This window comes from Phenylobacterium sp. LjRoot225, assembly GCF_964252855.1.
GTDB lineage: Bacteria > Pseudomonadota > Alphaproteobacteria > Caulobacterales > Caulobacteraceae > Phenylobacterium.
This window is the reverse complement of record NZ_CAXUPL020000005.1, coordinates 105,094-126,198: the sequence shown is the minus strand read 5'-3', so window position 1 is coordinate 126,198 and position 21,105 is coordinate 105,094. Positions and strand designations below refer to the sequence as shown.

The 21,105-nt window shown below is 68.6% G+C and carries 17 protein-coding genes; 11 read left to right on the top strand and 6 right to left on the bottom strand.

Annotated elements, in window-relative coordinates; genetic code table 11:
* Positions 1-3 precede the first annotated feature (3 nt).
* Genes ACSQ2B_RS24095 through ACSQ2B_RS24085 form a run of 3 tightly spaced genes read left to right on the top strand, consistent with a single transcriptional unit; the run spans position 4 to position 2,462 of the window.
* The gene (locus ACSQ2B_RS24095; RefSeq protein ID WP_436053941.1) at positions 4-390 is read left to right on the top strand and encodes a carboxymuconolactone decarboxylase family protein; all 387 of its coding nucleotides are present in this window, start codon (positions 4-6) and stop codon (positions 388-390) included.
* Positions 391-432: 42 nt separating this feature from the next.
* Entirely contained in the window at positions 433-1,701 is a 1,269-nt protein-coding gene (locus tag ACSQ2B_RS24090; protein ID WP_436053940.1) for a cytochrome P450, read from the top strand.
* Positions 1,698-2,462: an SDR family NAD(P)-dependent oxidoreductase gene (locus tag ACSQ2B_RS24085; RefSeq protein ID WP_436053939.1), complete on the top strand. Its 765-nt coding sequence runs from the start codon at positions 1,698-1,700 to the stop codon at positions 2,460-2,462. The genes ACSQ2B_RS24090 and ACSQ2B_RS24085 overlap by 4 nt, the downstream gene beginning before the upstream one ends.
* Before the next feature lie 31 nt (positions 2,463-2,493).
* Here ACSQ2B_RS24085 and ACSQ2B_RS24080 read toward each other — a convergent pair whose 3' ends face one another.
* A complete protein-coding gene (locus tag ACSQ2B_RS24080; RefSeq protein ID WP_436053938.1) occupies positions 2,494-2,715 on the bottom strand; it encodes a hypothetical protein in 222 nt (73 codons plus the stop codon).
* Between the two features lie 277 nt (positions 2,716-2,992).
* On the opposite strand from ACSQ2B_RS24080, the gene ACSQ2B_RS24075 reads away from it, so the two are divergent.
* On the top strand, positions 2,993-3,988 hold the full coding sequence (locus ACSQ2B_RS24075; RefSeq protein WP_436053937.1) for an acyltransferase family protein: 996 nt from the start codon (positions 2,993-2,995) through the stop codon (positions 3,986-3,988).
* 11 nt (positions 3,989-3,999) lie between these two features.
* Here ACSQ2B_RS24075 and ACSQ2B_RS24070 read toward each other — a convergent pair whose 3' ends face one another.
* The gene (locus tag ACSQ2B_RS24070; RefSeq protein ID WP_436053936.1) at positions 4,000-4,353 is read right to left on the bottom strand and encodes a hypothetical protein; all 354 of its coding nucleotides are present in this window, start codon (positions 4,351-4,353) and stop codon (positions 4,000-4,002) included.
* Positions 4,354-4,823: 470 nt separating this feature from the next.
* Between ACSQ2B_RS24070 and ACSQ2B_RS24065 the strand changes: the two genes are divergently transcribed.
* Positions 4,824-8,018: a hypothetical protein gene (locus ACSQ2B_RS24065; protein WP_436053935.1), complete on the top strand. Its 3,195-nt coding sequence runs from the start codon at positions 4,824-4,826 to the stop codon at positions 8,016-8,018.
* Between the two features lie 67 nt (positions 8,019-8,085).
* A complete protein-coding gene (locus tag ACSQ2B_RS24060; RefSeq protein ID WP_436053934.1) occupies positions 8,086-8,850 on the top strand; it encodes a helix-turn-helix transcriptional regulator in 765 nt (254 codons plus the stop codon).
* Here ACSQ2B_RS24060 and ACSQ2B_RS24055 read toward each other — a convergent pair.
* Positions 8,831-11,053, bottom strand: coding sequence for a tetratricopeptide repeat protein (locus ACSQ2B_RS24055; protein WP_436053933.1), 2,223 nt, complete (start codon positions 11,051-11,053; stop codon positions 8,831-8,833). The two genes, ACSQ2B_RS24060 and ACSQ2B_RS24055, sit on opposite strands and share 20 nt — an antisense overlap.
* Before the next feature lie 337 nt (positions 11,054-11,390).
* Between ACSQ2B_RS24055 and ACSQ2B_RS24050 the strand changes: the two genes are divergently transcribed.
* Together ACSQ2B_RS24050 and ACSQ2B_RS24045 are read left to right on the top strand one after the other, a co-directional pair.
* The gene (locus ACSQ2B_RS24050; protein WP_436053932.1) at positions 11,391-13,142 is read left to right on the top strand and encodes a hypothetical protein; all 1,752 of its coding nucleotides are present in this window, start codon (positions 11,391-11,393) and stop codon (positions 13,140-13,142) included.
* 198 nt (positions 13,143-13,340) lie between these two features.
* Positions 13,341-14,666, top strand: coding sequence for a pyridoxal phosphate-dependent aminotransferase (locus ACSQ2B_RS24045; RefSeq protein ID WP_436053931.1), 1,326 nt, complete (start codon positions 13,341-13,343; stop codon positions 14,664-14,666).
* A 64-nt stretch (positions 14,667-14,730) separates the two neighbouring features.
* On the opposite strand, the gene ACSQ2B_RS24040 is transcribed toward ACSQ2B_RS24045, so the two are convergent.
* The 3 genes from ACSQ2B_RS24040 to ACSQ2B_RS24030 all read right to left on the bottom strand — a co-directional run bounded on the left by ACSQ2B_RS24040 (position 14,731) and on the right by ACSQ2B_RS24030 (position 17,687).
* Positions 14,731-15,414 carry a hypothetical protein gene (locus ACSQ2B_RS24040; protein ID WP_436053930.1) on the bottom strand — a complete coding sequence of 228 codons (684 nt, stop codon included), beginning with the start codon at positions 15,412-15,414 and terminating at the stop codon, positions 14,731-14,733.
* A 98-nt stretch (positions 15,415-15,512) separates the two neighbouring features.
* Positions 15,513-15,704, bottom strand: a complete 192-nt coding sequence (locus ACSQ2B_RS24035; RefSeq protein WP_436053929.1) for a hypothetical protein — start codon at positions 15,702-15,704, stop codon at positions 15,513-15,515.
* A 60-nt stretch (positions 15,705-15,764) separates the two neighbouring features.
* Positions 15,765-17,687: an SGNH/GDSL hydrolase family protein gene (locus tag ACSQ2B_RS24030; RefSeq protein WP_436053928.1), complete on the bottom strand. Its 1,923-nt coding sequence runs from the start codon at positions 17,685-17,687 to the stop codon at positions 15,765-15,767.
* A 276-nt stretch (positions 17,688-17,963) separates the two neighbouring features.
* Here ACSQ2B_RS24030 and ACSQ2B_RS24025 point away from each other — a divergent pair, with 276 nt between their 5' ends.
* The 3 genes from ACSQ2B_RS24025 to ACSQ2B_RS24015 all read left to right on the top strand — a co-directional run bounded on the left by ACSQ2B_RS24025 (position 17,964) and on the right by ACSQ2B_RS24015 (position 21,099).
* Positions 17,964-18,674: a ParA family protein gene (locus ACSQ2B_RS24025; RefSeq protein WP_436053927.1), complete on the top strand. Its 711-nt coding sequence runs from the start codon at positions 17,964-17,966 to the stop codon at positions 18,672-18,674.
* 176 nt (positions 18,675-18,850) lie between these two features.
* Positions 18,851-19,273 (top strand): ester cyclase, encoded by a 423-nt coding sequence (locus ACSQ2B_RS24020; protein ID WP_436053926.1) that lies wholly within the window; start codon positions 18,851-18,853, stop codon positions 19,271-19,273.
* A gap of 257 nt (positions 19,274-19,530) precedes the next feature.
* Positions 19,531-21,099, top strand: a complete 1,569-nt coding sequence (locus ACSQ2B_RS24015) for an alkaline phosphatase D family protein (RefSeq protein WP_436053925.1) — start codon at positions 19,531-19,533, stop codon at positions 21,097-21,099.
* Positions 21,100-21,105: the final 6 nt, after the last annotated feature.

The window sequence follows — 21,105 nt, the reverse complement described above, 5'->3', positions numbered from 1 at the left end:
AGCGTGACCGAAACTGACCCCAAAGGCGCCGGTGCGGAGCTGTTCAAGAGCTGGCGCTCGAAAGCCATGGACGAGATCGGCCAGGAGAGGAGCGACGAGTTCTGCACCGAGATCGGGGAGATCTCGATGGACAGCGTCTTCGGCAAGCTCTGGGTGCGCGAGGGCCTGGATCTTCGCGCCCGAAGCCTGGTGACGCTCGGCATCCTGATCGCGCTGCACGCCCGGGACGAGCTCCTGGTGCACTTCCCGATCGCGCTGAAGAACGGCTGCACGCTGAAGGAGCTGGAGGAGGTGATCTACCACTCCACCGCCTATGCGGGCTTCCCCGCCGCCAATGTCGCGCGCCGCGCGGCGTTGAAGACGCTGCGCGACGAGAAGGTGATCGCCTGATCGAGGGCGCGACCCCCCGAACAAAGCAGAAGGAAAGCCGTCATGGCGGACGATGCAAACCGCGGCCCGGGCGCCGAAGCCGGATCGGGCATGCCGATCCCCGCGCATATCCCGCCGGGGCTCATTTTCGACTACGACGACGCGCTCGGGCCGAGCGGGCTCGACGATATCTATGCGCCGGCCTGGGAGGTTTTCGAGAAGCTCCCGCCGGTGTTCTACGCCCCCGCTCGGCATGCTGGCGCAAGGTGGCCCGGGTCCTGGGTCTGCACCCGCTACGACGACGTCCGCGAGGTGTTCCAGAACACTGACCGCTATTCCTCCGAGGCGATCTTCCCGTTCCTCATCATGATCGGCGAGACCTTCCGGGCTCTTCCGCCCCAGGCCGACCCGCCCGAGCATGACAAGTACCGCATCCTGATGAACCCGTGGTTCTCGCCCAAGGCGGTGGCCCAGATCGACGCCAACATCCAGGCGGTCGTGGGTCAGCTGATCGACGGTTTCGCCGACAAGGGCGAATGCGACGTCTCCCATGACTTCGGCCGCATTTATCCCGTCCGGGTCTTCATGAGGCTGATGGGCTTCCCGGAGCAGCGGTTCGAGGACTTCCTCTCCTGGGGCTACGCCATGCTCCACGACATGACCGATCTCGAGCAGATGAGATGGGGGGCGAAGAGCGGCCTCGCGTATTTGCGCAGCTTCGTCGAGGAGGTCCGAAGGACCCCGGGCGACAACCTGACCAGCCGGATCGTCCACGGCCAGGTGGAGGGCCGCCCGCTGACCGAGGACGAGATCATGGGGATCGTCTTCTTCCTCTGGGTCGGCGGGCTCGACACCGTGGCGGCGACCAGCTCGTTGATGTTCCGCCGCCTCGCCCTGGATCCGGAGCTGCAGCAGACGCTGAGAGACAATCCCCAGCTTCACGCCGACGCGGTCGAGGAGTTCCTGCGCATGAGCCCGACCGTGAACTCGTCGCGCATGGCCAAGGCCGACCACGAGCTTCACGGCGTGAAGATCCGGAAAGGCGAGATGGTGCAGTGCCTCGTCGCCACGGCCAACTACGACCCGGCCGAGTTCGAGGACCCGCGCAGCTTCCGCCTCGACCGGAGCTCGAACCGGCACCTGACCTTCATCGCCGGCCCGCACCGTTGCCTGGGCTCCCACCTCGCCCGGCGCGAGCTGCGCATCGCGCTCAGCGAGGTCCTGCGCCGGCTCCCCGCGTTCCGGATCAAACCCGGCGCCGATCGCACCGCGGTTCCCGGGCTGGTCGCCATGAAGCGTCTGCCGATCGTCTGGGAGGCGAGCGCCCCATGAAACGGCTCGACGGCAAGTCCATTCTGGTCGCGGGCGGCGGCGGCATCGGCGCGGAGCTGGCGCGCCGCTATGCGCAGGAAGGCGCGGGCGTCCTGCTCGGCGACCTCGATCTGGACGGCGCCCGCGCTGTCGCCGGGGACATCGAGCGCGCGGGCGGGCGCGCGCGCGCCATCCGGCTGGACGGGGCCGACGAGGACTCGGTGGCTGCGGCGGTGGCGCTCGCTTGCGAGACCTACGGCGGCCTGGACGGGCTGCACGCCAACTTCGCCACCTTTGTCGATGGCGGCTTCGACACCGGCGTGCTCGAACTCCCCCTTGCGGACTATGACGAAACCATGCGCGTCAACGCGCGCGGCTACCTGCTCTGCACCCGCCACGCCCTTCCGGCGATCATCGCGCGCGGCGGCGGTTCCATCGTCTACACGAGCTCGCTCGCCGCCGACGCCGGCGAGCCGTGCCGCGTCGCCTACGCCATGAGCAAGGCCGCCGTCCACGCCCTGATGCGCCACGTCGCCGCCCGCTACGGCCGTGACGGCGTGCGCGCCAACTGCATCGCGCCGGGCGTGACGCTTCACGAGCGGGTCAAGAGCGCGGTCGGCCCGGAGTTCATGGAGTGGGCCCTTGGCATCGCCCACATCAAGTCGCGCACCGGCCGACCCGACGACATCGCCTCGGTGGGCGCGCTGCTGCTGTCGGACGAGGGCTCGTTCATCACCGGCCAGATCATCAGCGTCGACGGCGGCGCCACGATGCGGCCGTGACGGCGATGGTCCGCCCACGAAGCGCCCGCGCCTAGGGTGCGAAATGCCTGCGCGTGCCCACCAGCGCGCTGTCGCGGGCGTGGATCATCACGCGGACGTCCTGTCCCAATTCAGCGATGCATGCGGCGAGCTTCCGCGCAGTTTCTTCAGCCTGTGCGCCCGACCGGAAAAAGACCGGCTGACCCGTCATCGAGCACTGCACGGACCAGCCGCCCTCGACAGGAACGACCACGATCACCTGTTCGCCAACCATTGCCGCTCCGCCCGAGGCCCGCGCCTTCGCAGCCCTTGGGCGCAGGCTTTGTCAAAACTCAGGCAGCGAGATAGGTCTCTGCCGACATAGGGCGGATCGACCACTGCGCGCCCATCAGGGCGCTGAAAGCCACTATGTCATTCGATTGTGTGCTCGCCTGAATTGTGGGGTCATGGTCAGGCTCTTTTGGCGCGCATCCTGCCAGGCATAGAGCCTTGCCTCGGGCACAGGATCCCCAGCGGGGGTCTGGCAGGGCGTCGCCTCCGTGAAGGGCGCTATGATCTGGTCGCTGCAGACCCTCCGCTTCGTGGCCGCCCTGCTGGTGGTCTACGTGCATTCCGCCCAGGTGGCCTTCGCGGTGACCGGCTCGAACGGGCTCTTGCCCCACGACCTGACGATCGTCGGGCGCGCCGGGGTGGATATCTTCTTCGTCATCTCCGGCGTGGTGATCGCGAAGACCGCGCCGGGCCTGACCTGGGACGCGTTCGCCTGGAAGCGGTTGCGCCGCATCATCCCGATTTATTTCCTCGCCTGCATCCCGGCGCTCGCCATCGCCGCCAAGGCCGGCTTCGGCTGGCGCGAGGTGGTCGCCACCTTCCTGCTCTGGCCGGCGACCGACGTGATGACCATGCCGATGCTGCCGGTGGCCTGGACGCTCTGCTTCGAGGCGCTGTTCTACGCCGCCGCCACTCTGGTGATCCTCGACCGGCGCTGGATGTTTGCGCTGCTCGGCCTCTACGCCGCCGCGACGGCGCTGCGCTCGGCGGGCCCGGTGTTCCAGTTCCTCGGCAACCCCATCATCCTCGAGTTCCTGATGGGCGTCGGACTGGCCTATGCCCCGGCCTGCCGGATCGGTCGATGGGGCGTGCCGGCGGGGTTCGCGGCCCTGGTCGCCGCAGGTTTCCTGGGCGTCGCCCCCACCGGCGGCGACCTGCAGTTCCTTCAAGGCGAGGGGGCCTTCCAGCGGGTGCTGGCCTACGGGCTTCCCTCGGCGCTGATCGTCTACGGCGCGATGCAGATCCAGGCGAAGGCGAGCGTCTGGACCTACCTCGGCGACGCCTCCTATACGCTCTACCTGGTCCACACCTTTCCGGTGTCTCTGCTGCTCACCCTGGGCCCCGTCCTGGCCTTGCCGACCGACATGATCATTCTGCTCGCGGTGGCGGCCTCGCTGCTCCTGGCCTGGCGATCTTACGAGCTGTTCGAAAAGCCGATCTTGCGTCTGCTAAAGCGCCCCAGCCCGGCCGATCGCGAGGTGGAGGGACTGACCTAAACCGTTGCCGGCTAGGCCACGGCCGCGGCGGCCTGGATCCGGGCCTTCACGAAACCGTCGGGCGCCGCCTCGAGCTCGCCGAGGAGGTTCTCGCGGCGCACTGCGGCGCCCAGGCAGCCGGCTGCCGCGGAGACGTAGAACGAGGCGGCGACGCCGCCGGCTGCGCCGTCGAGGACGGCGAGCACTTCCATCGCATCGGCCGTCAGGCCTAACGAGGGACTCAAGGCGGCAAGCGCCGCCAGGGTGACCTCCCCGCCGCCGGCGGCTTCGATCGCGCTGTGGATCTCGTGAAAAATCTCGGTCGCGTCACCGAGCGTCTTGCGCGAGAGAATTTCGCCAAGCAGCGGCAAGCCCTTCTGCGCCATGCAGAAGTCGTAGGACGCCGAATAAGACATTGTCGCGCCTCCCTGTGGCAGAGGCTGGCCGCCCCGAGAGCCATTCAACCGTGGGCGGGTCGCGGTTCGCTTCGGTGGAACCGATGAGGAAGGGCTATATTTTTGCGGGTCCCGACCTGCTCGGGAATTCCCGGGACCAAACGCCTAGATCGACGTCACGACCCGCTGATCGGACAGGCGGCCAAACGCGTTCCCGAAGAATTGACCGGCTCATTCGACGCCGGCGCGGGCCCGCCAACCGCAGGCGCTCGGGCCTTCAGCGTGCGCTGAGGCCACCGTCGGCCCCAAGGCGGAGCCGCTGAACGGCTCGCCGCCTCGACACGCCCGCACAGCGCTGCTCGCGTCCGCCGGACGGCTGAGATTTGGCCAATGCCGTTCTTCGCAGACTGCGGGTTGCGCGCATACTAAACTCCAACGTGTAGCCTACGAGTGATCTGGTCATGGACCCGCCGTCGGTCGCCAAGCTCGCGACGCCACGCATCAGCCGCACGATCGCCAGGCCTCGCGTGCTGAAGGCGATGGAGCGCGCCTTGCGCGACGGTCACTGCTGGATCGCCGCGCCGGGCGGCTACGGCAAGACCACTGCCCTCGTGACCTATCTGCAGACCCGCGGCGAACCGCACATCTGGTGCCGGGTCGACGAAGGCGACCAGGACATCGCGAGCTTCTTTCACGACCTGAAGCTGTCCCTGCCCGGGGGCGAGGCCGCCGGACTGCCGCTGTTCGGCGTGGAGTACGCCAATCAGCCCGAGGCGTTCGCCCGCCGGTTTTTCCGCGCCTATTTCGCCGCCCTGCCCGCAGCCATGCTGCTGGTGCTCGACGACCTCCACGCCGCCGATTCGCCGGCGTTCCGGCGCGTCCTCGCGGTATTGCTCCAGGAGGTCCCCCACAGCGTGCGCTGCATTTGCGCCGCTCGGACCATGCCGCCTCCCGAGTTGGAGGACCTTGCGCTGAAGGGCGGCCTCACCGTGCTCGACCAGACGCTCCTGCAGTTCACCGCGAGCGAGGCCCAGGCCCTCGTCCGTCGCCGCCTCGGGCGGGACGCGACAGTCGACGTGGCGGCGGCGCGCGGATGGGCCGTGGGCCTGGTGCTGCTGGCGGAGGGCGGGCGCGCGACGTCGTCGCTGGCCGGCCCCGAGAGCGCCATGTTCGACAGCCTCGGACGCCAGTTGTTCGACACCTTGCCGGCCGCCGAGCAGCAGATGCTGCTGATGCTCAGCCTGCTGCCCGAACCCACGCCCGCCTTGGCCGCCGCCATGGCCCGGTCCTACGACGCGCCCGCCTTGTTGGAGCGCCTGCACCAGCGGCAGCTGCTGGTCACGCGCGGAACGGCGGGTCCGGACAGCTTTCGGCTGCACGACCTGCTCCGCGAGTTCCTCGCCCGCCGATTGGCCGGCCTGCCGCCGCACGAGCAGGTCGATCTGCGACGCCGGGCGGCCGAGGTCCTGGATGCGGCTGGCCACGTCGATGCGGCCATCGACGTGGCGCTGAAGGGCGGGCTGTGGGAGCTCGCGCGGCGCCTCATCGCGGACCGGGCCGACGAAGTTCTGGCTCAGGGCCGCCGTGCGACACTGATCGAGTGGTGCGCGGCCCTGCCGTCGATCGAGGAGCACGCCTGGCTCTGCTATTGGCTCGGGGTCGCCCACATGGCTGACGACGCCGCCGCGGTGACCTGGCTGTCGCGAGCCTGGGAGCTCTTCTGCGAGCAGGACGATGCGCGCGGCCAATGCCTCGCGGTCGCGCGCGCCGTGCTCGTCAAGACCGACAGCTGGCGCACGCACGAAGGCCTCGCCCTCTGGACGATGCGCGCGATGCAACAGCTCGATCGCGGGCTTCCCGATCTCGCGGGCGAAGACGAGCTGATGGTGCTGATCGGGATGTTGCGCGCGCTCGACTTCGCGCCCGAGTACAGCCAGGCCGCTCCGGCGGAGACGCGGCTGCTGGAGCGGCTGCTGGAGCGGCTGGCCGAGGCCGGCCGGTTCCCGCCCTCGCTTCGGCTGCTCGCCAGCGAGGCGCTGATCGAACATGCCGGCTCGTCGGGTCAATCGGCCCTGTTCGAGGCGGCCGTGGACAGCGTCGTGAACGATCTGGCGGACCCGCAAGCCTCGCCCTGGGCGTTAGGCCTTTGGCTGGTCGCCTTCGGCGCGGCCAGCGGCCGCTATTTCACCTTCTCGCGGCGCGGCTTCCCCTATCCTACGCCTGAAGCCGCCTTGCGGACGGCGATCTCGATCGGCGAGGACGAGCGCCTGCGGGGTGTGGAGTTCGGCGGCCTCTATCACCTGCAGCTGCAGATGAAGCTACGCAACGAGGTGGCGGAATTCGAGGCCCTGGTCGCACGCCTGGCCCAGATCGCCGACAGCCGCAACACCACCCAGGTGGCGGTCGTGGCGGATTGCGAGGCCGCGCTCTGCACCCTGAAGGCCGACCTGCCGGCCGCACACCGGGCGTGCGAGCGCTTCATGAGCGCGATCGCTGCGGCCGACGAGCCTCCGATCGAGCGCTGGCCGCACTTCATCACCAAGTTCCAGGTGCTGCTCGCCGACCAGGGCCCCACGGAAGCGGCTGATTTCCTGGGAGGCCTCGCCGGCATGTTCGACGGCGCAACGCGGCTGCGCACCGACGCCTGCATGACGATCGCCGCGGCGCTCGCGGCGAAACGCAGCGGTCACGAGGCCTATCCCGACCAGCTCCGCGCCGCCATCACCCAGGTGCGGGAGGCCAGCTGGTCTGCTGTCCTGCCCAACCTGCCGGACCTGTTGGCCGAGCTCTGCGCCGACGCCCTCGACCTCGACGTCGAGCCGGCCTTCTGCCGCACGCTGATCCACCAACGCCGCCTTCGCTCGCCCGCACGGCGTCCACGCAGGTGGCCCTGGCGGCTCAAGATTCATGTCCTGGGCGAGTTCCGACTGGAGATCGATGGCGCGCCGCTGGATCTCGGCCCGAAGCCCCCGACTCGCGCGCTGGACATAGTCCGAGCCCTGGCCATGTCGAGAGGCCATGACCTGCCGCTCGAGACGCTCTGCGATTGGCTCTGGCCCGATGCAGAGGGCGACCGCGCCAGGGCGGCCTGCGAGCAGTCGCTCCATAGGCTCCGCAAGCTGCTGGGACGGGCGGATCTGATCGTCCAGCGCGAAGGCCGGCTGCGCCTCGCCTCCGAGTACGTCTGGGTCGACCTCGACGACTGGGACGCTCGTGTCGACGCCGCTTTGGCGCTGAACCTGATGACGTGCGAAGCGCAAGGTGTCGCCCAGACGACCTTCGACGGCTTTCCGGGCCCGCCCCGCGCCGACGACCACGCCTGGTCGTTGCAGGCTCCTGAACGGCTGCGCGGCAAGTTCGTCGAGCTCGCTCGGCGTCTCGGCGCGGCGCAGGAGGCCGCGGGTCGACCAGCCGAGGCCTGCGCCATCTATCTTCGGGCCCTCGACCGGTATCCGAATTGCGCGCCGCTCCACGAGGCGCTGATCCGGGGAAGGATCGGGCAGGCCGATACAAGCGGCGCCATCGAAGACTTCATACGCTATGAGCGAATGATGAGGGCGTCGTCCGAAAGCCCGCCTTCCGCCTCGATCCGGGCCTTGGTCCGGCCGCTCCTCGACACCCAACCCCCGCTGGTCGTCGGCATAAGCCAAACATAAGTGCGGCCGCCACAGCTTCTGCGCATGGAGCGGCCGATCCGGCGGCGCCGTTGTCGTGGAGGCGGTCATGATCGGCGCATCGTTCCCAGCTCGCCGCGAGGATCGCGCGGCGCTGCTGGCCGACTGGGGTCGGATCGACGGATCGTCGTCACCCCTCGCTGCGCCCTCGGAGCCGGCGCAGTTTCACGCCGCTGCAGTCGACGCCCACGCGGAGACAGCGCTCGACGCGCTCGCAATCGGGACGCTCGTCTGTGACGGCGGCGGCTACGTCCTGCACGCCAATGCAGCCGGCGAGCACCTGGTGAGGCGGGCCGCCGGCCTGGCGTTCCGATGCCAACCCCGACGGTTGGTGGCGGCGGAGCCGGCCGCCGGCGGGGCGCTGCGACGCTGTATCGCCGCCGCGGCCCAGGGCGGAGGCGGCGGCGCGATCGCCGTTCCCGATGTCGGCGACGATCGCCTGCTCGTGCTGGTGTCGCCGTCCGTCCAGACTGGAGGCGAGCGGGGATGTGCGCTCGTGCTGTTGCGCTCGACCGCCGGCGACCGGTCGCCCACGGAAGCCGTGCTGCGCACCCTATTCGGCCTGACGCCGACCGAAGCGACCATCGCTTCGGCCCTGGCCAACGGCGAAAGCGCGCTGCAACTGGCCGCGTCGCGGCGGGTGACCGAAAGCACCCTGCGCACCCACCTCGCGAGCATCTTCCGCAAGACCGGCGTCGACGGCCAGCGAGATCTCGTCCGGCTGCTGAGCCTGCTGCCGCCTGTGTGGCCGACCGTTGCGAGCGGATATCAGAGCCCCTCCAGGAACCAGACGCTCATTGACGGGGAGCCGTGAGCTGATTGTCGCCACTCTGACCTGAGGCTCCGCTTCTCTGGGAAGCCCGCCCTTGGGCGACCGCCGCCCGCTGCTTGGCCAGATCGCGCCGGACATTGCTCATGAGCGTCTTCAGCCGTGGATCGCCCCTCAGGCCGCGCATCATCGGAAGATCCTCGACCCAGACGTTGTCATCGAAGAGCAGGCCCGTGCGCCAGCCGGCGTCGTACGCGGCCCGGAGCTCAGAGATGGCAAGGTCGCCCTGACCCCGCTCGGCGAACACCTTGGCGCGCGCCAATCGCCAGTCGTTCGGCATGCGCCCGCCCTTCACCGGGGTTGTCGCGGCGAGCACCTTGTCGAGCAGCTTCTGCCCCTGGGCCTCCTGGCCGGCGCGCCGCATCACATGGGCGATCAGGATCGGGGCGTTCAGGTCCATCGTCGATATGACTGGCTCCGAGGCGAAGACATCCGGCCGCATTGGGCGTATCGCGTCGAGCGCCTCTTCATAACGGCCCAGCATCGCATCGGCCTGGAAGATGACCGTCGGCCAAAAGGCCTCCTCGCTCTTGGCGGCCATCGCGCGTCCGAAAGTCAGCATGCCGGCCCAATCGCCATGGAACGCATAGGTGCCGGCCCGTCCGAGCTCGCGGCCCGGCGATCCCTTGATGGCGCCGGCGACGGCGTCGCCCTCGGCGTCAAGGCCGAGGTTGTAGTAGAGCCACTGGGTCTGGAAGCTGATGTAAGGGTCGTCGCCGCTCTGCGCGACCGCTCGCAGCAGCGGTTCGGCTTGGTCCAGACGCCCCTTCTCCACCAGCAGCATCGCCAGATGGTAGGGGCCTTCGGCGAAATCGGGATGGAGGGTGACCACGGCGCGATAGGCGCGCTCGGCCTCGTCGAGCTTTCCCGTGAAGGTGAGCGCCCGACCAAGACTGCTGAGGGCTGTCCGGCTGAGCGGATCGATCGCCACGGCACGCCGTGCGAGACGCTCGGCCTCTGCGGGCTGACCGGCGCGCGCCAGTCGTCCGGACAAGAGTGTCAGCGCCTCGGTGTTCCGCGGATCAATCTCCAGGGCCTTCCGGAGGGCCGCGTCGGTGTCGCGCTCGAAGCGCGTGTCACCCTGACGGACGGCCAGGGTCATCCCGACCACTGCCTTGGCCAGCCACGCTTCCGACGAAGTCGGATCCAGCCGCAAGGCGCGCTCTGCGGCGGCCTGGCTGGCGGAACTGGCGGCCGCGAAGTCCATGTTCATGTGGTGCTGCGCCAGCAGGATCAGGGCGTGCGCGTAACCCGCCCAGGCATCGGCGTTCTCGGGTTCGATCACTGTAAGGCGTCGATAGCCGGCGACCGCGGCCTGCAGGTCTTCGAGCCCCATCCGCCGCAGGTGCGCGCGGGAGGTGAGTTCGAGCTGATAGGCGGCGGGGTCGCGCTTGAGCCCCTTCACCTTGCCCTTGATCTCGAGCTTCGCCTTCAGCGCGTCGGCCACCCCTTCGCCGATCTCGGTCTGGATCGCGAAGGCGTCGTCGAGGGTGCGGTCGTAGGTCTTTGACCAGAGGTGAAATCCGTCCTTGACGCTGACGAGCTGCGCCGTGACGCGGAGTTGGTTTCCATCGCGGCGGACGCTGCCCTCCACCACGTGGGCGACGCCCAGCCGCTTGCCGACCTCCCGCAGGTCCTCATTGCGACCCTTGAAGTAGAACGCGGACGTGCGCCCGGCGACCTTCAGGTCGGGGGTTTGCGCAAGGCTGTTAATCACCTCTTCGGTCAGGCCGTCGGCGAAGTACTCCGTGTCATTGTGCTGGCCGAAGGCTGTGAAGGGGAGGACAGCGACAGACTTTTGGGGGACCCCCGATCCCAGGACCGCCGCGCGACCGCCCACGAGGCCGCCGATCTGGGCGCCGACCAGACCGACCACCACCACCATCGCCGCGATCAGCAGCATGTCCGACTGGGTGAGTGCAGGCCGGCCAGCCGGCGCCTCGGGGTCCCCTTCGGCGCGGGGGCCGGTGTCTAGCCGGCCGCGGTCGAAAATCCAGGCGAGGACGAGGGCCACCGGGAAGCCGACGACCAGCATGGCAAGGGCCAGCGTCGAGACCCACGGCGGCAATTGCAGGGTTTCTAGGATTTTGTCGACGACCGTGAAGGCGCCCCACGCCGCCACGGCATAGACGCCGCCGACACGGATCACCTGGCGCCGCTTCAGTTCGCGCAGGAAACGTCCGAACACGATCAGCGGCCCCCCCCAACCGTGACTATCGCCGAACTTGGCGACACCGTGAAGGCGCCTGCGCGGCCGACGTCGCGATCAGCTGGCCGCGGCGACAGACGCCTCGGCCTTTCCGCGCTTCACTGACGAGGCGGCGACTCCTGTGACCCGGGTGCTTAGGGCGTCAGTCGCCTCATCAACGAATTTATGCAGGAGCCTCCTTCGAACGAAGGACGTCCTGCCTTTCCGGGCCCGTTACTCGACGGAGGTTCGACAACTGAGAGCGCGAAAACGGCGTCAGTTGCTCACAGGGGTGGGCTGAAAAGGTCCGCTCGGAAGCAGAGCTGAGGAGGTCACTGTGACATTCCAAATCTGGAACCCCGACTGGTTCCCACTGCCCGGCCAAGCCGTCTTCGACCGCGAGCGCCAGCAGATCGCGGCCGTATCCCGCGCCCCCGGCAACCTGGACCTGTTCGTCATCGGCAACGACAACCACGTCTGGACCACCTACTGGAACGACCAGGTCGGCTGGAGCGCCGACTGGTTCCCGCTGCCTGGCCAGGCCGTCTTCGACCGCGAACGCCAGCAGGTCGCCGCCGTATCCCGCGCGCCCGGCGCCCTGGACCTGTTCGTCATCGGCAACGACAACCACGTCTGGACCACCTACTGGAACGACCAGGTCGGCTGGAGCGCCGACTGGTTCCCGCTGCCCGGCCGGGCCGTCTTCGACCGCGAGCGCCAGCAGGTCGCCGCCGTATCCCGCGCGCCCGGCGCCCTGGACCTGTTCGTCATCGGCAACGACAGCCACGTCTGGACCACCTACTGGAACGACCAGGTCGGCTGGAACCCCGACTGGTTCCCACTGCCCGGCCAAGCCGTCTTCGACCGCGAGCGCCAGCAGATCGCGGCCGTATCCCGCGCCCCCGGCGCCCTGGACCTGTTCGTCATCGGCAACGACAACCACGTCTGGACCACCTACTGGAACGATCAGGTCGGCTGGAGCGCCGACTGGTTCCCGCTGCCTGGCCAGGCCGTCTTCGACCGCGAGCGCCAGCAGGTCGCCGCCGTATCCCGCGCCCCCGGCAACCTGGACCTGTTCGTCATCGGCAACGACAACCACGTCTGGACCACCTACTGGAACGACCAGGTCGGCTGGAGCGCCGACTGGTTCCCGCTGCCCGGCCAGGCCGTCTTCGACCGCGAGTGCCAGCAGGTCGCCGCCGTGTCCCGCGCTTCCGGCAACCTGGACCCGTTCGTCATCGGCAACGACAGCCACGTCTGGACCACCTACTGGAACGATCAGGTCGGCTGGAGCGCCGACTGGTTCCCGCTGCCTGGCCAGGCCGTCTTCGACCGCGAACGCCAGCAGGTCGCCGCCGTATCCCGCGCGCCCGGCGCCCTGGACCTGTTCGTCATCGGCAACGACAACCACGTCTGGACCACATTCTGGGGACCGCGCGCGCCGATGACTCTCGACGTGCGCATCGACCAAACGTCGACGATCGTTCCTCTCCAGGTTGGGCTGCACATCGCAGCCACCGACGGGATTGTTACGGAAACGAACTGGAGCGCAACGAAGAACGGAGTGCACGTGCCTGAGGTCGGCGACACCATCCCGGCAGGTGTGGCGTTCGACCGGATTCTAGCGATTAACGACCCTGGCTCGTATGCCATCACCGTCAATCGCACGGGCCTGACGGGGCCTTCCGGCCCCACGACGCTCACAAAGCACTTCAGCATTTCTGCGGAGCATCCCGCGCCGCCGCCACCGCCGCCACAACAACCGCCGACGATCAGCGTGACCTTCAGTGGCTCGATCCAGCACGCGAAGTTTCACGTGACCGGAAGCGGGTTTCTTCCGAACCGGCCTGCCAACAACCAGGGCGTGGCCATCCGGGTCGTCGACGCGAACATCTTGACAGAGACACGGCGCGAATTCACCCGGTCATCGAGCCAGGGCGCGATCGACCACGTCATTGAAGGAGATCTAACAGGTCTCACTGTGAACGCCCTGGGAGTCGCCACGATAGCGATCTCGGCGACCGACGGACGACAAGGCCAAGGCGGGTTCCTATGGAGCAACACTGCAAGGATCGATTTCCCGGCGTAGGGCGACGGCGCAACGCCGACCTGGGGCCCTGGCCAGGTCGGCTGCCGCCCGACCATTCGCTGACGAGCCTGGACGTCCGTGATCGGACTCGAGAGGACATCACGTCGCGCGACGTCGTTTCGGCCTCCACATCAGCGGCGCAATTGAATAGGTTCCGCGCCCCGTCAGGTTTCGGCTTCAGTGAAGGCGCCCAGTTCCTTGCGTACGCAAATCGTCCACCCCGGCGCCGACAACCTGCGCTACGAAATCCGCCAGATCGTCGAGGTCGCCAACGCCATCGCGGCGACCGGCGCTCCCATCCGGTGGGAGAACATCGGCGATCCGGTGGCCAAGGGCGAACGCGTCCCCGACTGGATCAAGGAGATCGTCACCCAGGCGGCGGCCGAGGATCTGAGCTTCGCCTATTCGCCGACGAAAGGTCTGATGGAAGCGCGCAGCTACATCGCCCGTGAGCGCAATCTCGAGGGCGGCATCCAGATCACGCCGGACGACCTGCTGTTCTTCAACGGCCTCGGCGACGCCATCTCGACCATCTACGGCGCCCTGCACCCCAGGGCGCGGGTGATCGGCCCGAACCCGGCCTATCCGACGCATTCGTCGGCGGAGGCCGCCCACGCCGGCGCCCCGCACATCACCTATCGGCTGGATCCCGAGAACGGCTGGAAGCCCGACCTGGCCGACCTCGAGGCCAAGGTGATCGCCAACCCGGACATCGCGGCGATCATCATCATCAATCCGGACAATCCGACGGGTTTCGTCTACCCGGAGGAGACGCTGGCGGCGATCGTCGATATCGCCGCGCGCCACGACCTGTTTCTGATCTCCGACGAGATCTATTCGAACCTCGCCTACCCGGGGAGCGGCATGCGCAAGCTCGCCTCGGTCGTCGGCAAGGTCCCGGCGATCGCCATGCGCGGCATTTCGAAGGAGTTCCCCTGGCCCGGGTCGCGCTGCGGCTGGATCGAGATCTACAACCGCGACCAGGACCCGAGCTTCGACCGGTTCGCCCGGTCGCTGCTGGAAGCCAAGATGCTGGAAGTCTGCGCCACCACCCTGCCGCAGAAGGTGTTGCCGCGGGTCATGGGGGACGCGCGCTACTATCCCTATCTGGAGACCCGCGTCGCCGCCTACGAGCGCCGCGCCCGGCGCGCCGTCGAGGTGCTGGGCGACCTGCCGGAGCTGATCATCCATCCGCCTCGCGGCGCCTTCTACATGACCGCGGTGTTCCGCGGGGGCGCGCTCAGGCGAGGCCAGAGCCTGCCCCTGGAGGCGCAGGTCGAGGCGATTGTCGGCCCGCAGCTCGGCGAGGCGCTCGACGCGCGGTTCGTCTATTATCTGCTGGGGGCCGCCGGCATCTGCGTGGTGCCGCTGTCGACCGGCTTCAACTCAGACCTTCAGGGCTTCCGCTTCACCTTGCTGGAGCCCGACGAGGCGAAGTTCGACGCGATCCTGCAGACCCTGCGCCAGGCGCTCGTCACCTATCTGGCGAGCGACGCAGGCCATCGTCTGGAGAACGCGGCCTGATCGGCGGAAGCTGTCGGCGCGCCTGAGCGTTCAGTCACAGGCGCCGCCGGCATTTTTCGACGGCTCAGTCACCGGCTGTCTGCGCCGCCAACTGCGCCGAGAGGGTGGATTTCGGCGCATGGGTTTCAATGATGTTCGCGCGCGCCGTGGCGGCCGAGGCTTCGGGCCTTGCCGGAGTCTCCTGGCGCTTGGGCTTGGCGACCTCGGGCGCGGGCTCGGTGGGAACCTCCCGGCGAAGCGCGGGCGAAGGTGCGAGCGCCGCTGCGTCGAGCGGGGCGGGAAGCTCGGCTTCGTGGACCTCAGCCAGCGGCTTGATCGCCGCGACCTCAGCCGGGCGAACCGCGGGCGATGCCGAAGGCGCGGGTTCCGGCATACTCCCGCCCCCTGTGATGCGGCGCTCGAGCGCCGGATAGCTCCACAGGGCGCCAGCCACGCCTAGGCCCACGACGGCGGTCAAGCCGACCGCGAGGAGCCCACGCCGCGATCTCGGGTCGCGAACGGGCCGCAGGGCGCGGGAGGAGCCTACGGCGGCAGGATCTTCGGCAAATCCTTGGCGCGTCATTCCAGGCCGTCTGCGTTGCAGCTCGCGCGTTGCGAGGTCGAGATGCAGCGGGCGGTCCTCGGCGCCGGGAGGGCCCGAGGTGTGCTCCGACCGCGGCCTCGCCAGCGGGCGCGAAGCCACAAAATCCAAAAAGCGCGGCTCCCCGAGCTCACGTCTGGGACCGAAGGTGACGTCAACCTTGGGCATGCATGGAGGCTCCTGCGTGGTGATGGCGGAGTCTCCCAAGCCTCGGCGCCATCATTGAGGCTCCGCGGGTGAACGTCTTCAATCCACCGCGCCAGCGATCAGTCCAGGAGCTGAAGTCCCCTCGTCTGCACGTCGGCAAGAGCCGCTTCATAGTCCTCGAACAGAGTGCCTCCTTCGCCGGAGGACTGCTCCAGGCCGCTGTCGGCGTGAACGAGTACGACCTCGAACTTCACGATCTCCTTGCCGTAGGGCGTCTGGAAGGTGCGTCTGTGAATGCGGGCGTGCTTCATCTGGCCATCTAGAGGCCCAACCGCGCTCCTGTCACCTTTGCGGACCAGCTCGAATGGCGGTCAGCCGCCGAGGATCCAGGTGTCCGGCGGACTGGCCGTCTGGAACCCGACCAGCCGCATCTGGGCGCCGCCGTCAAACGCCAGCAGGGTGTCGGAACCCGCCTGGCTGAGGCTGTAGCTCATTCCGGCGTCGAGCTGGACCCGGTCCTGCTGGGCAAGGTCGAAATCCACGATCAGGTCCAGACCGCCCCCGGCGTGGAAGGTGTCGGCTCCGTCGCCGCCGGCGAGGGTGTCGTCACCCAGGTCTCCCGACAGCCAGTCCGCGCCGGGGCCGGCGGTGATGCGGTCTGCGCCTTGGCCGCCCCTCAGGCTATCGCCGCCGGAGCCGCCGGTCAGGGTGTCGGCGCCGAGATTGCCGTTGACACGGTTGCCGCCGCTGGAAAGTGCGGCGTCGATCAGGTCGTTCCCCTGGCCGCCAAGCAGCCAGTCCCCAATCGCCGACACGCCAACGAGGCTATCGTCACCCTTGTTGCCATTGACGTTGTCGAACCCGGTCCCGCCGGTGATGGTGTCGTTCCCGTCGCCGCCTCGCAGATAGTTGGCGCCGCCGAGGACCACGATCGCGTCGCCCTGCGCGCCGCCTTCAACCGCGACGTCCGAGCCGCGCAGGCGGCCTGAGAGCAGGAGGTTCGAGCCGCCAGGCCCCGCAATCTGCAGCCGGTAGCTCCCCGACGTCACGCCGACGCCCTGGACCTCGACCAGATAGTCGCCCGCGGCGGGCGCCGCGAACTGCAGGTGCGCGTCAAGGCCAAGTCCGCCGTCATCGTCTTCGGCCACCACGGCGCCGGAGGCGTCAAGCACGCGCACCAGGGGATCGGCCAATGTGGCTGCGCCGCTGCTCACGCCGACGAGGTCGAGCACATAGGTCTCGCCCCCGTTCAGGGCCGCCACGAAGCGGTCTGCGCCCCCTGCGGGAATGGCGCCGACGGCCTGGGAGCCGATGGTCGGGGGCGCGTTCCAGTCGAGCGGCCCGCCGGGGTTCTTCACCCCGTCGAGGATTTCCGAGGCGACCTGGGCGTGGGTCTGAGCCGTCGGGTGGAGGTTGTCGAAGAACAGGAAGCCCCGGCCGGTCGGATCGAGGGCGCCACCCTGGCTGGTGAGCGCTTGGGTGACGTTGGTGAAGCCGTACCTTGCCGGATCAGCGACGGCGGCGTCGGTGTAGGCGTCGAAATGAAACTGCAGCAGGCTGGAGCCCGTCGGGCGCGCGAGCGCCCCGAGCTGCGCCTCCAGCAGGTCGTCGACTCTATGGGCGTATTGCGCCGCCAGGCCGCGCCGCATCGCCTCGTCCTGGCTCCCCTGGTAGGCCGGAACCGCACCCACATTGGGGATGTCGGCGATGACGACATGGCGTGCGCCGCGGCTGTAGAGGCGAGAGACCTGCTCGACGATCTCAGATGCGATGGCGGCGAGCCTGGCCTCGGCCTCCGCCCCCGTCACCGGGGCGCCGCCCGTCGGAACGAGGGAAAGGACGTCGTTGGCGCCGATCCCAACCACGTACAGCGCATTCGGATCGGCCGTGTAAGTCTCGTAGATCTCGACTTGCGCCCCGAGCGCCGGAGCGGGGTCGGGCCCTTGGATCACCCGCGCGCCGCCGTAGGCGAAGCTCAGGTTGTTCCCCTCGGGACGGTTGCCGATCGGGCTGGGGAAGCCGAGGAGGGTTTCGGCGACGCCATAGGGAAAGGTGGGTTTGGCGGGCTGGTCCAGCAGCTTGTTGCTGATCAGGTCGGCGAAGTTGTAGCCGTTGCTGAACCGGCCCTCGAAATAGCCCTTGTCGGCGGTGGGGGCCCCGTCCGGAACCGAGACGAAGGGGAACCTGTCCAGCAGCTCGGCGGCCCTGAGGTCGTTGCCGGGATCGAGGAGACTGTCCCCGAAGCTGTATACCCCGGTGAAGCCCGGAAGGGGCGAAGCGCTTTCCGCCGACATTGAGATGCTCACATGCCGCAACCGCGTCGTTTCAGCTGGTCTCAAACCCGGCCGGTTGTGAAATGTTTTGCGCGGCTCCGGTTGTTGAATTTGTGTTGATCTGACGCGGGCTTAGCCCCGCCGGGGGTGCAGCGCCGACCGGCGCCCGCTCCCAACCCGCACGCTCAGGACTTCATGTCGCAGTTCCGCCGGGGGCCTTCCGCCCTGCTGGACACGAAAGCGCCAGACTTGCGGACTGAGTGGGCGCCACCGTTGCAGGAGTGGCGAGCGACCCCGATGCCCAACGTCGTCTTCATCAGTCCCAAGGGCGGCGCCGGCAAGACGACCGCGGCCGTGGCCCTCGCCGTCGGCCTTGCCGAGCGCGGACATCGCGTCGCGATGATCGACTCCGATCCGAACAAGCCGCTCGTCCGCTGGGCCGCTCTGCCGAACCAGCTCAACGGCGTCACCGTCCATCCCGCGCCCACGGTGCCGGACATCCGCGACGCCGTGCGTGAAGCGCAACGCCACCGGCCGGAATGGTTCATCCTCGACACCGAGGGCACGGAACGCGGCGCCGTGGTGTTCGCCGCTATGAGGTTCGACCTCGTGCTCACGCCGCTCGCGGGATCGCAACTCGACCTGCACGAGGCGATCAAGGCCGCCGAGATGGTGGCGGCGTTCGGCCGCCGAGGCGGAAAGGCGCTCGTCCACCGGGCGCTCCTGACCCGGGTGCCGACGGCCATAAAGCCGCGGATGCTCAAGAGCGTGGTCGTCCAGCTGCGTGAGGCCGGCGTGCAGATCCTCCCCACCCCGCTGTTCGAGAAGGAAGCGTTCCGCGCCCTGTTCCAGCTCGGCGGCGGATTCGAAACCCTGGAGACGAACGGCGTCTGGGGTGCGTCCGCGGCGCGTCAGAACACCGCCAGCTACGTCGACGACGTGGTCGACTTGGTCGAGGGGCCCGCCCCCCGCCGAGCAGGCCAGATGGCCGAGGCGCGACTGCCGTAGCGAATAGCCCGGCCTGGCCGTCGCACACCGGCGGCAACGCCCGTCTCCGACCCATCTCAGACCGCTGACCTGCTCCCGCTCAGTGTCAGTTGATCGAACGGCGAGGAACCCCGCTGCTTGCGAGGTCTTGCGATCGCAAGTCGGCGGGCCCTGGTTGGATGAGAAGCGACGATGACATGGCGAACGTCACCGAGATCGCGAAGGCCGTAACGATCGCTTACGGCGACAAGGACTGGGGCAAGGTGAAGGACCTGTTTGCAGCCGACGCCGTGTATGATGAAAAAGGGACGCACCGCCGCGTTCAGGGCGTCGAGCAGATCATCGACGCCTGGAAGGGCTGGGCCGCGGCCTTCCCCGACTCGAAGGCGACGTTTGTGCGCGAGTTTGCGAGCGGGGACACCGCGGTGATCGAGGTCGTGTGGAAGGGTGTTCACACTGGACCGCTGCAGTTGCCGTCGGGCGCGATTCCAGCGTCGGCCAAGCCGATCGAGCTCCCGGCGTGCCAAGTCGTTCAGGTCGAAGGCGGAAAGGTCCAGAGCTTCACGCACTATTTCGACATGCTGACACTGCTCACGCAGATCGGCGCGATAAAGGAATAGCTCAGGAAGCGTCGTTTCCTCGATTCATTCGGCTTCGTCGAGCGGCGCAAGGGCGTCGGGATCGTCGGTCGTCCGCTTTCAACGCCCCCTGACCTTCCGAAGGTCTTCTTGAGGATGCGCCACGTTTGAGCGCACCCTTTGAGCGCTCGCGGAAGCCGCCCCGTCATCGAAACTTCGCCGCGACTCTCTAGTCGTCGAGAACCGGCGTCGGCGTCCTTGCCGCGCGTCATCGTGATCGTCCTGAAGGAGGGGTTCCTGTGCCATCCCAGATGAAGGCGGGGTCGGCGACGCGTCGCGGCGCCCTTGCGGGTCTGGCCGCCAGCCTCGCCCTGCCGAGTCTCGTGCGGGCGCAGGCGTCGTTCGCGGAATTCCCCTTCTCCCTGGGGGTGGCCTCCGGCGATCCGGCCTCCGACGGCTTCGTCATCTGGACCCGGCTGGCGCCGCGCGCGCTCGAACCCCACGGCGGCATGCCGATGACCCCGGTCGCCGTCGCCTGGGAGGTCGCCGAAGACGACCGCTTCCAGACGATCAGCGCGCACGGCGAGGCCCTGGCGCGTCCGGAGCTCGGCCATTCGGTCCACGTCGAGCTGTCCGCCCTGAAGCCGAACCGACCCTACTGGTATCGTTTCACAGCCGGCGGCGCGCAGAGCCCGGTCGGACGGGCGAAGACCCTGCCAGCCATGGGCGCGCGCCTCGACCGCGTGCGCTTCGTAGCCGCCGGGTGCCAGAGCTTCGAAAACGGCTTCTATACGGCCTACCGGCGCATCGCCGGGGAGGAGCTCGACTTCCTCTGGCACTATGGCGACTACATCTACGAGGGCCGCGGCGCCGCCTCGCCGGCCGCGGCGGCCACGCCCGGCCCCGTCCGGCGGCATCTTGGCGACGAGCTCTACAGCCTCGACGACTATCGCCGCCGCTACGCCCAGTACAAGTCCGACCCCGACCTGCAGGCCGCCCACGCCGCCCACAGCTGGTGGGTCACCTGGGACGACCACGAGACCGACAACAACTGGGCCGCCGATATCAGCCAGGACGCAACACCGCCCGAGATTTTCGATCTCCGGCGCGAGGCTGCGGCTCAGGCCTATTACGAGCACATGCCGCTGCGACGCCGGTCGTTTCCGCGCGGCCCGGCGATCCAGATCTATCGCCAGGCCGCCTATGGCGATCTCCTGGACTGCCATTTCCTCGACACCCGCCAGTTCCGCGACGACCAGCCCTGCGGCGACGGCTTCAAGCCGTCCTGCGCAGACGGGCTTCGCCCGGAGCGCACGATCATGGGCGCCCAGGAAGAGCGCTGGCTGTTCGAGGCCCTGGCCAAGGGCTCCAGCCGGTGGAACTTCATCGGCCAGCAGGTGATGATGATGCCGCTCGACCGGCGCAAGGACGACGTTGGCCCGCCGATCTGGAACATGGATTCCTGGGCGGGCTATCCGGCGGCGCGGCGTCGCCTGCTCGACCACCTGCGCCAGGCGAAGGTGGGCAACGCCGTGGTCGCCACCGGCGACGAGCACCAGAATTTCGCCGGCGAACTGCGGGCCGGCGACGGCGACGGGCCGGTGGCCGCGGTCGAGTTCGTCGCGACCTCGATCAGCTCCGGCGGCGACGGCTCGGACCTGCGCGCGGGATCCGACCGGATCTTGGCGCACAATCCGCACCTGAAGTTCATCAACGACCAGCGGGGCTACGTCGTCTGCGACGTCGGGCGGGACCTCTGGCGGACCGACTTCAAGGTGCTGGACGCCGTCAGCCGGCGCGACGGCAAGCTCTCGACGCGGGCAAGCTTCACCGTCGAACGCAATGCGCCCGGCCTGCACGCCGGCTGACCTCGC

Excerpts from the sequence above, each read along its gene's own strand:
- ACSQ2B_RS24040 (WP_436053930.1), bottom strand. The coding sequence starts at position 15,414 with ATGCCCAAGGTTGACGTCACCTTCGGTCCCAGACGTGAGCTCGGGGAG.
- ACSQ2B_RS24085 (WP_436053939.1), top strand. The coding sequence starts at position 1,698 with ATGAAACGGCTCGACGGCAAGTCCATTCTGGTCGCGGGCGGCGGCGGC.
- ACSQ2B_RS24090 (WP_436053940.1), top strand. The coding sequence starts at position 433 with ATGGCGGACGATGCAAACCGCGGCCCGGGCGCCGAAGCCGGATCGGGC.
- ACSQ2B_RS24070 (WP_436053936.1), bottom strand. The coding sequence starts at position 4,353 with ATGGCGCAGAAGGGCTTGCCGCTGCTTGGCGAAATTCTCTCGCGCAAG.
- ACSQ2B_RS24080 (WP_436053938.1), bottom strand. The coding sequence starts at position 2,715 with ATGGTTGGCGAACAGGTGATCGTGGTCGTTCCTGTCGAGGGCGGCTGG.
- ACSQ2B_RS24025 (WP_436053927.1), top strand. The coding sequence starts at position 17,964 with ATGCCCAACGTCGTCTTCATCAGTCCCAAGGGCGGCGCCGGCAAGACG.
- ACSQ2B_RS24060 (WP_436053934.1), top strand. The coding sequence starts at position 8,086 with ATGATCGGCGCATCGTTCCCAGCTCGCCGCGAGGATCGCGCGGCGCTG.
- ACSQ2B_RS24065 (WP_436053935.1), top strand. The coding sequence starts at position 4,824 with ATGGACCCGCCGTCGGTCGCCAAGCTCGCGACGCCACGCATCAGCCGC.
- ACSQ2B_RS24030 (WP_436053928.1), bottom strand. The coding sequence starts at position 17,687 with ATGTCGGCGGAAAGCGCTTCGCCCCTTCCGGGCTTCACCGGGGTATAC.
- ACSQ2B_RS24020 (WP_436053926.1), top strand. The coding sequence starts at position 18,851 with ATGGCGAACGTCACCGAGATCGCGAAGGCCGTAACGATCGCTTACGGC.
- ACSQ2B_RS24035 (WP_436053929.1), bottom strand. The coding sequence starts at position 15,704 with ATGAAGCACGCCCGCATTCACAGACGCACCTTCCAGACGCCCTACGGC.
- ACSQ2B_RS24075 (WP_436053937.1), top strand. The coding sequence starts at position 2,993 with ATGATCTGGTCGCTGCAGACCCTCCGCTTCGTGGCCGCCCTGCTGGTG.